Origin of the sequence: Jannaschia sp. R86511 (assembly GCF_042466345.1) — a bacterium.
Classification (GTDB): Bacteria; Actinomycetota; Actinomycetes; order Actinomycetales; family JBBAYJ01; genus Aquipuribacter.
In genome coordinates this window covers 3,848,171-3,862,888 of record NZ_JAXHCD010000001.1, presented here as the reverse complement: position 1 = coordinate 3,862,888, position 14,718 = coordinate 3,848,171, and the positions used below count along the sequence as shown (strand labels likewise).

Below are 14,718 nucleotides of genomic sequence, written 5' to 3'. Positions count from 1 at the left end.
ACAGCGGCCCCGGTTCCACGTCGGGCTCACAGCCGTCCTGACCCGGTTCGGCGGGGCACGCCGGCCGCTTCGATGCCGCTGAGGCGCGCCCACTCCGGGAGCACCGCCTGGGTGGACCGTACCGAAGTCGACTCCGCTCATTGCGTCTGGTTCGAGCTTCACGAGGACCTCGTTGCCACCCTGGGCATCGACCGTGAGGACGGTAGTTGAGTCGTTAAGGGCGCTGCGCGGGGGTGAGGGACCCTCGGTGCTGGGTCGGGGTGGTGCCGCGGACGCGCTTGAAGGCCGTGCTGAGGGCGAAGCCGCTGCCGTAACCGACCTGGTGGGCCACGGCGGACACGGTCGCTCCGGGTTCGCGGAGCAGGTCGGCGGCACGGGCGAGCCGCCAGCCGGTGAGGTAGCTCATGGGCGGCTCGCCGACGAGGTCGTGGAACCGGCGGGCCAGGGCCGCGCGGGACACGCCGGCGGCCGAGGCGAGGGACGCCACGGTCCACGGCTGCTCCGGTCGTTCGTGGATGAGCCTCAGGGCCGCGCCGACGACCGGGTCGGACTGCGCGGCATACCAACCGGGGGCTTGAGCGTCGGGCCGGGCGAGCCAGGTGCGGAGCACACCGATGAGCAGCAGGTCCAGGAGCCGGTCGAGGACGACCTCCTGGCCTGGTGCATCGCGGTTGACCTCGTCGGCAAGGTGGCCGAGCAGGGGGCTGCGCCAGTCCGCGGCGTGGACCGCGAGGGCGGTCGGTAGGGCGGCCAGCAGCCGTCGGCTGACCTCGCTGGCCAGCTGGTAGGTCCCGGTCAGCAGGACGGTCGCTCCGTCCGGTGAACTGCCCCAGGTCCGGACTCCCAGGTCCGTGAGGCCTGTGAGCGGGTTGCCGTCCGGGTCTGTGCAGTGCTGGCCAGGATGGATGATGGCTTGCGGGGGGGTGTGCGGGGAGTCGGCCACGACGTAGGGATCCGGCCCGCGTAGCACGGCGACGTCACCGTCGCCCAGGTGCATCGTGTCCGACCCGGACGGCAGGACGACGCAGCGTCCGCGCACCACCGAGACGACGGTCAGCGGAGCTTGGTCCTGCACGAGCAGCGACCACGGCGGGTTCAGGACGCAGCGCAGCAGGAACGCCCCGCGTGCACGGGGACCGTCCAGCAGCGCCGCGAACGAATCCACCGCATCAGCGTAGACGCGCGCGCACGCGATCGCGCCTCTCAGCCATGGAAAGTCCAGCGCGTGTGAGGTCTCCTACTGCCATGACCTATCGAGAGCACAACAGCCACGTCAACCCGTCGGCGATCGAGAGCCCGAAGAACGTGCTCGTCACCGGCGGCACCGGAAAGACCGGCCGCCGCGTGGCGGCCCGACTGCATGAGCGGGGGGTGGCGGTGCGCGCGCTGTCCCGGGCCGGGGACCGGCCCTTCGACTGGCAGGACGAGGGCACCTGGGAGCCCGCGGTAGCCGGCGTCGACGCCGTCTACGTCGCCTACAGCCCCGACCTGGCCGTGCCTGGCGCGGGCGAGACGGTCACCGCCTTCGCGGCGACGGCCGTCGCCGCAGGTGCCCGGCGCCTCGTGCTGCTGTCCGGGCGGGGAGAGCCAGCCGCCCAGAAGGCCGAGCAGCAGGTCGCCGCCGCGGCCAACGCTGACGGCGCGACGTGCACGGTCGTGCGGGCCAGCTGGTTCGCGCAGAACTTCAGCGAGGACTACCTGCTCGATGCCGTCCTGTCCGGGGTCCTCGCTCTACCCGTGGGTGACGTGCCGGAGCCCTTCGTCGACGCCGACGACATCGCTGACGTCGCTGCGGCCGCACTCATGTCGCCCGGGCACGGCGGTCGCACCTACGAGGTGACCGGCCCCCGGTTGCTCACCTTCGCCGACGCCGCCCGCGAGATCAGTGTCGCCAGCGGCCGGCCGCTACGCGTCGAGCGGCTGAGCCGAGACGGCTACGCCGACATGCTCACCGCGGTCGGTGTCCCACCGGAGGCCGTCGAGCTGTTGGGGTACCTGTTCGCCGAGGTCCTGGACGGACGCAACGCCCACCTCGCTCATGGCGTCGAGCAGGCCCTGGGCCGGGCGCCGCGCGACTTCTCCGGGTACGCGCGGAGAGCGGCCGCCACCGGGGTGTGGCGTCACCCGGCGCCTGCGAGCACCTCATGAACCAAGGGGTGAGCGCGCTGCTGATCGCCACCACCGTAGGTAGTGCTGCCACCGGCGGAGTCTTCCTGGGGTTCTCGACCTTCGTCATGCACGGCCTCGACCGCCTCCCCCCAGCCACGGCAACGGCGGCCATGCAATCGATCAACACCTCGGCGGTGCGCCCAGGCTTCATGACGGTTCTATTCGGCACTGCAGTCGGCTGCGGCGCCCTGGCCGTTCACGCTGCCCTGCACCCCGAGCAGCGTTCCAGCGGCCTTGTTGTCGCCGGTAGTGCGCTGTACCTGTTCGGGGCTGTTGGTCTGACCGCCACCCGACACGTTCCGTTCAACAACATCCTTGCGGCGCGGCCGTCCGCCATGGCCTCCGACTGCGGGGCATGGGCCGCATGGTCGACGAGGTGGAGGCGGTGGAACCACGTCCGCACCGCCTCCGCTCTCGCGGCCGCTTCCGCGTTCGCCGCAGCCGGCTCGATGACCTGATGACCTCGCCCGGCCGTACATCTGGGGGGGCCTGAGCCACCTGCTGCAGGGGGATGCCGAGGCGCTGGGCGACACGGAGGACGGCGACCCGGCGCAGGGGGTCGCGTCAGTTTCGGCGCTGGTTGCCCGGCGTGCGGGTGCTGGAGAGCAGGGCCTGACGCTCGCGGTAGTGCGGCGCGGAGACGGTCATCCCGCTGCGCGCCGCCAGCTCACCGACGGTCAGTCCCCGCTTTACGCTTTGCGCTCCCTGGCCCCACGGGTTGACCCTTACCGCGGTTGAGGTCTTAACGTCGCGACGAGCGGTCGAGTGGATCGGCCGCCGGAGGGTGAGGAGACGGCGTGCCCGTGGTGACCGAGAAGGCCCGGTCCGACACCGAGGCCGTTGTGGTATCCGCCCCCGACGCCCAGGACGACGTCGAAGCGCTGCTGGCACTGCACACCGCCGACGCGATCGTCGCGAACATCGCGGGGCGGCGGGTGCTGGGACGCGAGGCGTTCGCCCGGGCCATGGCCGCCGCCCTCACCTCACCCCTGGCGCAGGTCCGGGCCACCGTGGAGGTCATGGACGTCCGCCTGGCGCCTCCTGACGCGGCCATGGTTAGCAGTGTCAAGACGGCGCGCGACGGCCACGGTGACGGTGACCATCCGCCGGTGCCGGCCTGGGGCGCCCTCACCCACCTCCTGGTCCATGCGGACAGGCGGTGGCGCATCGCCTCCGCCCAGACCACGCCGCTGACCGACCCGCTGAGGAGTCCGTCATGATCGTGACCGTCGCCAGGGTGGCCCACCCCGACCGGTTCGTCGAGGTCTTCCGGACCGTAGGGATGACCAAGCGTCGCGAGCACGGCTGCCGGGTCGCCCGGGTCTACGTCGATCCCGATGACGCGCACCGGATGTGGTCCGTGTTCGACTGGGACGAAGAGGACTACGAGGGGTTCCTTGCGGACCCCGAGATCCCGGCGATCGCGCGCCAGCTCAGCCTCCAGGCGCCGCCCGTGCACGCCGTGGCCGTGGTTGAGCTCGACGCCTGACGACGGGCGCCCGACGTGGGAAGGAGTCAGCGGTGACGGTCACGCCCGCGGGGGTCCGCAAATTCAGCTCGGTGGTCGGCGACGACGCCGTCCGGTTCAGCGACCTCATCCGGATCGCACCCGGACTAGATGCAGCGGCTGGCGGGTCGATGAGCGCCTACACGGCGTCCTTCTCCGCGGGGGCCCGCGCTGACCTTCCGGTGCCCTACTCGGAGGTCTGGGTGGTACTCGGCGGTGCGCTGCGCGTGGGCGCGGGGACCGAGGCCGTCACGGCCCGCACCGGCGACTTCGTGCACGTCCCCGAGCAGTCACCCGGCGTCGTCGAAGCCATCGAGGACACCACGCTGGTGTGCGTGTCGGTGCCCGCCCATTGACCTCACCGACCTCGCTGACGCTGCTCGTGCTCACCCGTCGGCCGGCGTGCCCTGGTGGTAGAGGACCTACCAGGCGCCGTCGCTGCGCCGCCAGACGGTGGCCCGCCGCGTGGTGCGCTGCTGCTGGCGCAGCAGGAAGGTCAGGAGGTAGGTGTCCGGGCCCAGGCGACGGCAGTGGAAGCCGGAGGTCTGCCACGATCGTCGTCCTGCTTCGCGTAGGGCTCCTGCAGCACGTGGATCACGTGGCCGCGGGTAGAGACGCGGCCGGAGGCCCTGACCTCGAAGAAGTCCGGCGCGGTCTGCCGCTCGAGGTCCTCCCGGGTCTTGTCGAGCTCCGGGCGATGGAAGACCGGCTTCCGCGCCACAAGCTCGTCCAGGACAGCGCGGAGCGCCGGGGGCGGTGGGCGGGACGGCCGCGCTGCTGTTCACGTTTCCCATGATCGCAACCCCGTGCGAGACGCTGCCGTCGTCCCTCGCCAGCGATCGTCCGCCGGCTTGCCGGAGAAGCCAGGACAACACCGCCTTCTTGGAGGTTCTCCACAGCGGCGCCCGCCGTCCCGGCATCGAGCGTTTCTGGCACTGGGTGGGGAGGGTGGTCGGCGGTGGGTTGTGACCTGCAGCGCTAGGTGGCCCGAACTTCGCAGCGCTATTCGGCATGGTCAGCGGTAGGGGTTGTGGCGTGCCAGCCCATGGCGCCGTGAGAGCTGGGCCATTCTCAGCGTCGGTTCGAACTGCGCTCGTCGGACGCTACCGGCGAGGTACGGGCTCAGCTGAACCTGCCCGAGCGGGTCTGAGGCGCACCCCGCTGTGCCACGGCGGCGGCGGCCCGGTGCGTTCGGCGACGGGCTGAGCCAAACGGGTGACGACGGTACGACCGTGGGACGTGGCGCTCGGTGTGCCCTTGACCGCCGCCGCTCTGGCGCCGACAGTCGTCTCGCTCCGGTCGTAATTCTCGGTTTCTGCCGGATGCTTCAGCAGTCGCCGTCGTTCCTGGGCCGGAGGCGCTACCAGGGCGGGGGCCTGTTCCGTGGCAGATTTGGGGCACCAGAGCGACGGCGGACGCAAGACCGGTGACCCGCAGAGGCGGGAACATGGCTTGCCGTCAAGGACGTGGCCAGCAAGTCGTAGGGGACGCGTTCCGCACAGCAAGAAGGTGCTTCGTGTCGCAACCATCTGGCTGAGCGCGCTGATCACGGCGCTGCTGACGGTACAGGTGTCCGTAGTCCCAGCTGTGGCGTCGACGACGACGGCCACGGCCGTTCAGCCGGTGCGGGTGACGGCCCCAGGCGACTCGAGCGGAAGCACGGCCAGCCTGTCGGACGTCACCGCGGCGCCGGCCATGGCCCGGGTGGCGTCACCCCCGCAGGTCGTTGTGCCGTCGGTGTCGGACAGCTGGATGAGTCCGCCGGTCGCAGCACCATATGGAGCCAGTGCGGGCGAAGCCTTGATGCGTCTTCCACTGCGCCTGCCGGTGTCGGTGGACAGATCAGATTCGAGTGCCGCCTCACCGTTGACCGCCACGCCAGCATCGGCCTCGTCGTCGAACACCACTCCTGGCTTCGGCTACTGGCTGAAGCAGGAGTCGCTGGCAACGACCGGGAAGAACTACGTCGGTACAGCCTTGCCGACCGGGGGGCCTGCTCCGACGGACGTGCGGCTGGTGATCCGCAACACCTCCACGACCAAGACAGGTTTCGATGCGAGTGCTTGGTTCCTGGAGGACGCGACGGGTTGGTACTGCCGGCACAACTCCCTGAGGGCAGACACTGGCTCCGATGCATCTTTAAGCATCCGCGCCCCATGGCCGATTCCGGATACGGAGGGCTGTCCTCGTTCGACGTGGTCGACCGGTACGCGTTCTCTGGTGTATCCGCTGAGGATCCGCTGGATTTCTTCTGGGGGCGGGGAGCTGATTTACCTGCTGGCGCCGGGTCCGGAGGGCGTGGCGGTCGAGTCGACCTACGGGACCTGCGCGACCTGCCCGGGCGCGGGCACCGCTCTGTCTGCGACAGGTTCGCTGCAGGCGTTCCGCGCGGACCCGGTCAACACCGCAACGGGGTCCTTCGTCACGCACGCCGACGACCTGGCCTATCCCTCCGCGGGCATTCCGCTGCGACTGGCCCGTACCTACAACTCGGCGGACGCGACCTCCGGACCGTTCGGGCCGGGCTGGTCATGGAACCTCGGAGTGAGGGCATCTGTTGGCGCCGACGGGAGCGTCACCGTCACCGACGAGGGCGGCGCCCAAGCAGTGTTCACCCAGGAGGCCGACGGTTCCTTCACTCCGTCAGCCGGCTTCCGCTCGACCTTGGAAGCCGGTCCGGGTGGCGGCTACGTCCTGCGCAACAAGGCCAAGGACGTCTTCACGTTCGACCCGACCGGTCGGTTGACGCAGTGGACCGACCGAAACGGCCTAGGCCTGGGCCTCTCCCACACGGCCGACCGGGTCACCGCAGCGACGGACAGCGCCGGGAGAACCCTCACTCTCGCCTGGGGGACCGGTGCGCTGGCGGATCGGATCGTCGGGTCCACCGGCGTGGATGGACGCAACACGTCCTACACCTACGCCGACGGCCGGTTGGCCAGCGCCACCGACCCCGACGGGGCCGTCGTCTCCTACATCTACGACGACGCGGGACGCCTGATCGAGGCCGTCGACCTGCTGGGTCACTCCACCTTCACCAACGTCTACGACGCCACCACGGGCCGCATCACGTCGCAGGCCGACGCTCTGGGCAAGACGACGACCTTCCGGTGGGACGGCGTGACCGCCACCACCACCGACCCGCTCGGCAACTCCACCCGGGACACGTACGGCGGGAACGTGCTGACCTCGACCGAGGACGCCAACCGCAAGCGCACCGTCTTCACCTACGACGCGGCCCTGAATCGCGTGTCGGTGACCAACCCACGTCGCGCGGTCACGTCCTTCGGCTACGACGCGGTGGGCAACCAGACGTCGCGAACCAGCCCGCTGGGCCACACCGAGACGTGGGCGTACGACACCGAGGACCGCGAGACGGAGCACGTGGACGGGCGCGGTGGGGTGACTACCCGCACCTACGACCCGGCGACCGGTCGCATCGCCACGCTGACCACGCCGGCAGGCAACCGGACCAGCTGGACGTACCGGCCCGACGGCCTCCCCGCCTCGGTCACCGACCCCCGTGGAAATCGGCCCGGAACGACCGCGTCGGACTTCACCACCGTGTTCGGCTACGACGGCGACCTGAACCACACGTCCACCACGTCCCCACTGGGAGCGGTCATCACGCACGGCTACGACCAAGCCGGGCGGCTGACCAAGGTCGTCGACCCACGGGGCAACGAAGCCGGCTGCGACTGCGCCGAGGACTACACCACGGCCACCGCCTACGACCCGCTGGACCGCGTCCTCACCGTCACCAGCCCGACCGGCGGGGTCGCCAGCAACACCTACGACCAGGTGGGGCGCCTCACCTCCCGCACCGACCCCGCCGGCGTCACGGTCGGCTACACCTACGACCCGGCCGGGCGGGTGCTGACGCAGACCGACACGACCGGTCAGGTCGCCATCACGTCGACGTACGACGACGCCGGACGCCTGAAGAGCCAGACCAGCGGGGAAGGCGAGAAGACCACCTGGAACTACGACCCGATGGGCCGGATGACCTACCGCACCACCCCCAAGGGCAACGTCCCCGGTTGCAACTGCGTCGAGGCGAACTCCTGGTACTACGAGTACGACCAGGTCGGCAACCTCATCACCACCACCGACCCCAAGCAGTCGCGCACCTACACGACTTTCGACTACTCCGACCGACTCGTCAGGACCGTCGACGGGCTGGGCAACGAGGTCATCTACGACTACGACGCCAACGGCAACCAAGTCAGCGTGACCGACGCAGCCGGCACGACCAGCACCACCTACGACGCCGACAACCGCCCGACCGAGACCACCGACGCCCTGCAGCGGGTCACCACGTTCACCTACGACCCCGTCGGTCAGGTGACGCAGCAGACGTCACCGGCCGGCGCCGTCACGACCTGGACCTACGACGCGGAGTCCCGCGTCACGACGGAGGTCAGCCCCCGCGGGAACGAGGCGGACTGCGACTGCGCCGCGGACTACACCACCGCCTACGCCTACGACGCGGCCGGGAACCTCCTCAGCACCCGAGACGCCCGCGGCCACACGACCACCTCGGCCTACGACGCGCAGTCGAACCGTGTCGCCATGACGGACGCCAACAACCACACGACCCGATGGACCTACGACGTCGCGTCCCGGCTCACCGGTGTCCAGGCACCGGACGCGCAGCCGAACCAGGCAACCGCGCTGACGTACGACACCAACGGCCAGCTCGCTAGCCACACCACCCCGACCGGGGCCGCCACCACCTACGCCTACGACCGCAGCGGGCGCCTCGTCCAAGAAGAAAAGCCCAGCGGGCGCTGGACCCACACCTACGACCCCAACGGCAACCGCACCTGGACCGTCACGGCCAACGGCAACGCCACCACCACCGCCGGGGACGGCCAGATCACCACGACCTACGACGCCCTCGACCAGCCCACGAAGATCGACTACTCCGACACCACCCCCGACGTCACGTACACCTACGACGCCATCGGCCGCACCACCCGCATGGTCGACGGGACCGGCACCCGCACCTACACCTACGACGCCCTCGACCGGCTCACCAGCACCACCACCGGCAGCTCCACCACCGCGAAAACCTGGGCGTACACCTACCTGCCCGACCACAGCCCCGCGACGAGCACCCGACCCGACGGCACCACCGCGGCCTGGACCTACGACCTGGACGGCAACCCCGAGAAGGTGACGCTGCCCGCCGGGGACACGACCTTCGAGCACGACACCGACGGCAACCTCCTCGCGACCACCCACGCCAACGGCACGGTCGAAACCCTCGCCTGGGACCCCACCGGCAACCTCACCGACATCAGCACCACCAAGAACGGGACCCCGCTCACCGGACAGGCCATCACCCGAGACCCCGCCGGCAACCCCCTGCAGACCACCACCACCCGCGCAGCCAGCCAAGAGACCCGCTCCTACCGCTACGACGCCAACGACCGGCTCCAAGGCATCTGCTACAGCGCCCTCACCGCTTGCACCGGCGCGGCCGCCGCCACCCAGTGGTGGACCTACGACCGTAACGGCAACCGCCTCACCGAGAAGAACGGCACCGGAACCGGCGCCACCACCACCTACACCTACGACACCGCCGACCGCCTCACCTCCCGCCGCACCGGCACCGCGGCCGCCGTCACCGCCACCTACGACGCCAACGGCAACCAGCTCACCGACGGCACCACCACCAACACCTACGGCCTGGACAACCGGCTCCGCACCACCCGAGTCGGCACCGGCACCACCACCACCCTGCTCCGCAACGGCGATGGCCTGCCCACCCGCTCCACCACCGGAACAGCAGTTACCAACTGGGACTGGGACCTCAACCACGAGATCCCCACCCTGGCCACCGCCACCCTCGGCACCACCACCAGCTCCTATTGGCACGACCACACCGGCCGCGCCCTCACCACCCGCGACACCACCACCACCGGCATCGTCACCACCGACCTCACCCTCGCCCACGACGCCATCGGATCCGTCACCGACCTCATCAACACCACCGGCACCATCACCCGCGCCTTCGACTACACCCCTTACGGGACCCCACGCGCTGCCGTCGGCGCCCCGACCCCCACCGGCCCCACAACCGCCCTGCAGTACGCCGGCATGCTCAGCACCCCCGCCGGCTACCTCACCCGCGACCGGCTCTACACCCCCGGCACCGGACGCTGGACAGGCTTCGACCCCGTCCCCTGGTCCACGGCCTCGCCGTACGACAACGCCTACACCTACGTCGCCCACCGACCCACCGTCGACATCGACCCGCTCGGCGCGATGTGCAACGTCAACCCCTTCACCGCCTCACCCAACGCCTGCGGCATCTACAACACAGCTGCCAACACCCTCACCGGCCACAACACAGCAGGCGTCGTCGGCAAACCCGTCGCCGACTTCTTCGTGAACGTCGGCCGCGGCGCCAGCGGAGGCCTCACCGACAACATCGCCAACACCCTCTCGCCCGGCGCCTCATCCACCGTCACGAGCACGGGTTTTGTAGCTCGAGCTGGCCAGGGCGTCGGACTTGTTGGTGCCTTTGCAGTCCCTGGCGGTGGAGCAGCCAGGGCAGGTGCAACAGGCGCCCGGGCTGGCGGCGATGATCTAGTAGCGCTGTATAGACACGTCTCCCCGGATGAACTGGCGGACATACAGGCGTCCGGTGCCTTCCGGTCCGCGAACGGCTCCATGGAGGGAAAGTGGTTCGCCGAGACCTCCGAACATGCCCAGCAATGGGGGGATGCCCTCAACGGTGGCGCAGGAGACATCGTCACCACAAACTTGCCACGAGACGTTGCTGACTCGCTGATGCGTCTAGAGAAGCTTGACGGAATCGGCCCAGCAAGGTACGCGGTTGACCTGGAACGCTTGAACCGAGTCATCGATCGAATTCGGGTCCTGTGATGGAGTGGCCCTACATGCTGGAGATGCACTGGCTGCCACATGCCGAAGGCGGGCGCAAGGACGGGCCGCCTGAAGGACCTCTATATTCGGCGACGGCTGTTCTAATAAGGGGAGACGATGAGTCTGTTCTACCTGATTGGCCCAAATCAGGGGAGCATTTTAGCATTCAGCTCGACTGGTCTAAGTTTGCCGATGGCGTGCACGCGCGCGCGAGGCTGTTGCGCCCAGAGAGCGCCCGATTCACTCTGACGGTTGGATCAAACCTTTGGGTGATGGAGGGACCGCGCCGCGTTGCGAGGGCCCAGGTGAAGAGCCTTACGGAGACACTTGACCAGTAAGGGCACGCAATCTGGCAGAAGCGCACCCTTCATGAGGAGGCAGCAGTCCCGGCGCCCTCGACGGCACCCGGCGCAGCGCGGCGTGCAACGAGGCAGGTGGCGTCGAGGAGCCGACTAATCGCCACGACCGACGCTCTCCCCAACGTGATTCGTAAATCAAGATGCATTCTGAGCCAGGCTGGTCATTCTATTGGGCCCTCGACCTGTCGCGCTTGACGGAAAATCAGGCGGAGGCCCTTCTGCGAGCCGCAGAGGAGATAGGAAGCAAGAATGGCTCCGTCGTCGACCCCCGGGATTTTCTTACGTTGAACGTCGACCGCGTCACAGCGGAGACGATTCTGCGTGGGCTCTCCGCCGTTGGGGCCGACAGCGGTCTGGGTGAGCACATCCGGAAGTGGCTCGATCGTGTGGCAACTCCTGACCCTTCCGACTGAGGACGATCGTCAGCGCAAGCTTCCGGTCGCCGGGCTGGCCTTTCCTCGATGGTCGTTCTATCAGCCGGGCGTCCGTGAACGATCGTTCATGAGACACCCCAGTCGAGACAGCCCGCGGCCCCTGATCGAGTCTCATGACTCGTGTCCGTGGACTATGGAACGGCAGGGACGTTCGCGTTACGGTCTGAGGGTGGCGTTGGTCGGGTACGCGAGGGTGTCGACGCGGGACCAGCATCCCGACGCGCAGACCGACGCCCTGGCCGCCGCGGGCTGCGAGAAGGTCTTCGTCGACCACGCCTCCGGGACCCTGGCCACCCGGACCGCGCTGGACGAAGCGCTGGGCTATCTGCGGGCCGGGGACACCTTGGTCATCACCAAGCTAGACCGGCTCGGCCGGTCGGTGCGGAACCTCAAGCAGCTCTCGGACGAGCTGCAGGCCCGCGAGGTCGGGCTACGGGCGTTGTCGCAGGGCATCGACACCACGACGCCTGGCGGCCGGCTCTTCTTCCACATGCTTGCCGCGATCGCGGAGTTCGAGCACGACCTGATCGTGGAGCGGACCGTCGACGGCCTGGCCGCGGCCCGGGCCCGTGGCCGCAAGGGTGGGCCGAAGTTCAAGATGACACCGAACAAGATCGCTCAGGCCCGGGCGATGTACGACGGCGGGAAGCACACCGTGCAGGAGATCGCCGACACCTTCGGGGTGTCCCGACCCACGATCTACCGCCACCTCGACGAGCGAGTCAACAAGCGAGTCGACGAGCGGGTCGACGCCGCCAAGCCGGCGACGTAGCTGAGGTCCCAGCGTGGTTGCGACGCGGCTGACACCGGTGGCAAAGGCCGCGCTGCTGCGCCGCCACCTCGACGACGGGGTGCCGCTGACCCGGCTGGCCGAGGACGCCGGGGTGCCCGAGCGCACGCTGCGCCGGTGGGCGGCCGCGTACCGACGCGAGCCGAGGGTCGCGGGGCTGCAGCGCCGCCCGCGTAGTGACCGAGGACGTCGGCAGCTGCCGGAGGACCTGGTCCTGGTGGTCGAGGCGCTGGCGCTCAGCAGGCCGGTCCCGACGACGGCGTTCATCCACCGCCGCGTCTGCGACCTGGCCCGTGACCGCGGGGTGCCACCGCCGAGCTACTCGACCATCCGGTCGATCGTGACCGCGATCGACCCGGGGCTGCGGACCTTGGCGCTAGACGGGGAGGCCGCCTACCGCAACCTGTTCGAGCTGGTGCACCGGCGCGACGCGGCCCGGCCCAACGAGCAGTGGCAGGCCGACCACACCCTGCTGGACCTGCAGGTGCTCGACGCGAGGCAGCGGACGGCCCGGCCGTGGTTGACGGTTGTGCTGGACGACCACTCTCGGGCGGTCGTCGGGTACACCGTGTTCCTCGGCGAGCCGAGCGCGGAGCTGACGGCGCTGGCGCTGCACCAGGCGGTCAGCCGCAAGACCAACCCGTCCTGGCCGGTGATGGGCCTGCCCGACGTGCTCTACAGCGACCACGGCAGCGACTTCACCAGCGCCCGCCTGGAACGGGTCTGCCTGGACACCCACACCCGGCTGATCCACTCCCGGGTCGGCGTCCCGCAAGGTCGGGGCAAGATCGAGCGGTTCTTCGGCACCGTCACCAGCGAGCTGCTGCCGCACCTGCCCGGGTACATCCCGCACGGCACCCGGGCCCAGCCCGCCACCGCACCGACCCTCACCCTCGAGCAGCTCGACGGAACTCTCGAACGGTTCGTCGTCGAGGACTATCACGCGCGCCCGCACTCCGAGACCGGCCAGCCGCCGGTCGCCCGTTGGCTCGGCGACGGCTGGCTGCCGCGTCTACCCGCCCACCCGGAAGACCTTGACCTTCTGCTGCTCACCGCCGCCACCGGTCGGAAGGTGCGGCGTGACGGCATCCGTTTCGCCGGCACCCGCTACGTCTCCACGGTCCTGGCCGCCTACGTCGGGGAGACCGTCACCATCCGCTACGACCCGCGCGACGCCGCCGAGCTGCGCGTATACCACCACGAGCAGTACCTGTGCCGGGCCATCGCGCCTGAGCTCGGCACCGACGCTGTCACCCTGCAGCAGCTCCAGCAAGCCCGCACCGCCCGCCGCCGCCAGCTCAAGCAGCAGCTGCGCGAACGACGCAGCCTCGTCGACGCGCTACCCCCCGACCAACGCCACGCGCCCGAAACCTCTGCTGCCGAGACGCCCACCGCAGAGACCCCCGCCCCCACGGCAGCGCCCGCGGGCGCACCGGCTCCGCGACACCGGCTGCGCACCTATGCCGCCGATTGAACCCCGGGCTGCCCCGCTCACTGACCAGCCGCCGCCGGTGAGCCTTCTCGGCCCAAACGACGATGGCCGACGCTTCCTTACCGGCGACATCGGCGAGTTCGGACGCCCGATCCCCACGCCTCCTCCGGACCGGCCGCCGTTCCTCATCACTCGGGAGCACCGTCGGTTCACCGAGTTCGCCGACACCGTCGCCCAGCACCGCTACATCGGCCTGTGCTGGGGCCCGCCCGGGGTCGGCAAAACCCTGTCCGCCCGGCAGTACGCCGGCACCGAGGACTGGGAGCGGTGGCAACGCACCCTCGCTTCCGACAAAGCCGCCGACGCCGGCCCCGTCCCCGCCCGCGTGCTCAGCGCCCGCACCGCTCTGTGGACGCCCACCGTCACCGCCACCGGCAAGGACATCGACCGGGCCCTGCCCCGGGCCTGCCAGCAGATCTCCTGGGCCGTCGACTACCACGAGCACGGTCACGTCGACCCGTTCGTGCACCCTCAGTCCGGTGCCTCCGGGCTCACCCGACTGCTCATTGTCGACGAGGCCGACCGGCTCAAGACCACCGGCCTGGAACAGGTCCGCGACTACTACGACCGCCACCACATGGGCGTCATCCTCATCGGCATGCCCGGCATCGAACGACGCCTCGCCCGCTACCCCCAGCTGTACAGCCGCATCGGATTCGCCCACGAGTACCGACCGCTCAACCCCGACGAGCTCACCGTCGTCCTCACCCACCGCTGGCACACCGACGGCCTCGCCACCCACCCCGAACAGGGTGCGGCCGACGCGCCGACCGACACCCTCAGCCAGACAGTCGCGATCGCCGCCGTCGCCCGCATCACCGGCGGCAACTTCCGCCTCGTCGACCGACTCCTCACCCAGATCCACCGAATCCGGCAGATCAACAACCTCCAGGCCGTCACCCCCGAGGTCGTCGAAGCCGCCCGCGAAGCCCTCCTAATCGGCTCCTGACCCCAGCGGCCAGACAACGCTGCGACAAGGCGGCCAAATAACGCTGCGCTTCACAGCCTAGGTCGGCCTCCGTTCTACTGTGGGGGTCTCGAAACCCTGGTAGTGAGACAAACTGGGTGTC

The 14,718-nt window shown here is 69.7% G+C and carries 11 protein-coding genes; 9 read left to right on the top strand and 2 right to left on the bottom strand.

Annotation, left to right across the window (positions count from 1 at the left end; genetic code table 11):
• Positions 1 to 214: 214 nt before the first annotated feature.
• Positions 215 to 1,165, bottom strand: a complete 951-nt coding sequence (locus SJY06_RS18000; protein WP_380168909.1) for an AraC family transcriptional regulator — start codon at positions 1,163 to 1,165, stop codon at positions 215 to 217.
• A gap of 80 nt (positions 1,166 to 1,245) precedes the next feature.
• Between SJY06_RS18000 and SJY06_RS17995 the strand changes: the two genes are divergently transcribed.
• The 5 genes from SJY06_RS17995 to SJY06_RS17975 all read left to right on the top strand — a co-directional run bounded on the left by SJY06_RS17995 (position 1,246) and on the right by SJY06_RS17975 (position 4,032).
• Positions 1,246 to 2,148, top strand: a complete 903-nt coding sequence (locus SJY06_RS17995; RefSeq protein WP_380168908.1) for an NAD-dependent epimerase/dehydratase family protein — start codon at positions 1,246 to 1,248, stop codon at positions 2,146 to 2,148.
• A gap of 8 nt (positions 2,149 to 2,156) precedes the next feature.
• A complete protein-coding gene (locus SJY06_RS17990) occupies positions 2,157 to 2,627 on the top strand; it encodes a DUF1772 domain-containing protein (protein WP_380168907.1) in 471 nt (156 codons plus the stop codon).
• A 339-nt stretch (positions 2,628 to 2,966) separates the two neighbouring features.
• A complete protein-coding gene (locus tag SJY06_RS17985; protein ID WP_380168906.1) occupies positions 2,967 to 3,389 on the top strand; it encodes an SgcJ/EcaC family oxidoreductase in 423 nt (140 codons plus the stop codon).
• Positions 3,386 to 3,658, top strand: a complete 273-nt coding sequence (locus SJY06_RS17980; protein ID WP_380168905.1) for a hypothetical protein — start codon at positions 3,386 to 3,388, stop codon at positions 3,656 to 3,658. Before SJY06_RS17985 ends, SJY06_RS17980 begins: the two co-directional genes overlap by 4 nt.
• Positions 3,659 to 3,690: 32 nt before the next feature.
• Positions 3,691 to 4,032: a hypothetical protein gene (locus SJY06_RS17975; protein ID WP_380168904.1), complete on the top strand. Its 342-nt coding sequence runs from the start codon at positions 3,691 to 3,693 to the stop codon at positions 4,030 to 4,032.
• Positions 4,033 to 5,292: 1,260 nt separating this feature from the next.
• On the opposite strand, the gene SJY06_RS17970 is transcribed toward SJY06_RS17975, so the two are convergent.
• On the bottom strand, positions 5,293 to 5,580 hold the full coding sequence (locus tag SJY06_RS17970; RefSeq protein WP_380168903.1) for a hypothetical protein: 288 nt from the start codon (positions 5,578 to 5,580) through the stop codon (positions 5,293 to 5,295).
• 316 nt (positions 5,581 to 5,896) lie between these two features.
• On the opposite strand from SJY06_RS17970, the gene SJY06_RS17965 reads away from it, so the two are divergent.
• From SJY06_RS17965 to SJY06_RS17950, 4 genes are all read left to right on the top strand, one after another.
• Positions 5,897 to 10,573: a DUF6531 domain-containing protein gene (locus SJY06_RS17965; RefSeq protein ID WP_380168902.1), complete on the top strand. Its 4,677-nt coding sequence runs from the start codon at positions 5,897 to 5,899 to the stop codon at positions 10,571 to 10,573.
• Positions 10,574 to 11,535: 962 nt separating this feature from the next.
• The gene (locus SJY06_RS17960; RefSeq protein ID WP_380168901.1) at positions 11,536 to 12,138 is read left to right on the top strand and encodes a recombinase family protein; all 603 of its coding nucleotides are present in this window, start codon (positions 11,536 to 11,538) and stop codon (positions 12,136 to 12,138) included.
• Positions 12,139 to 12,175: 37 nt separating this feature from the next.
• Complete coding sequence (locus tag SJY06_RS17955; protein ID WP_380168900.1) at positions 12,176 to 13,630, top strand: Mu transposase C-terminal domain-containing protein; 1,455 nt, start codon at positions 12,176 to 12,178, stop codon at positions 13,628 to 13,630.
• A 37-nt stretch (positions 13,631 to 13,667) separates the two neighbouring features.
• Positions 13,668 to 14,597 carry an AAA family ATPase gene (locus SJY06_RS17950; protein WP_380168899.1) on the top strand — a complete coding sequence of 310 codons (930 nt, stop codon included), beginning with the start codon at positions 13,668 to 13,670 and terminating at the stop codon, positions 14,595 to 14,597.
• Positions 14,598 to 14,718 lie beyond the last annotated feature (121 nt).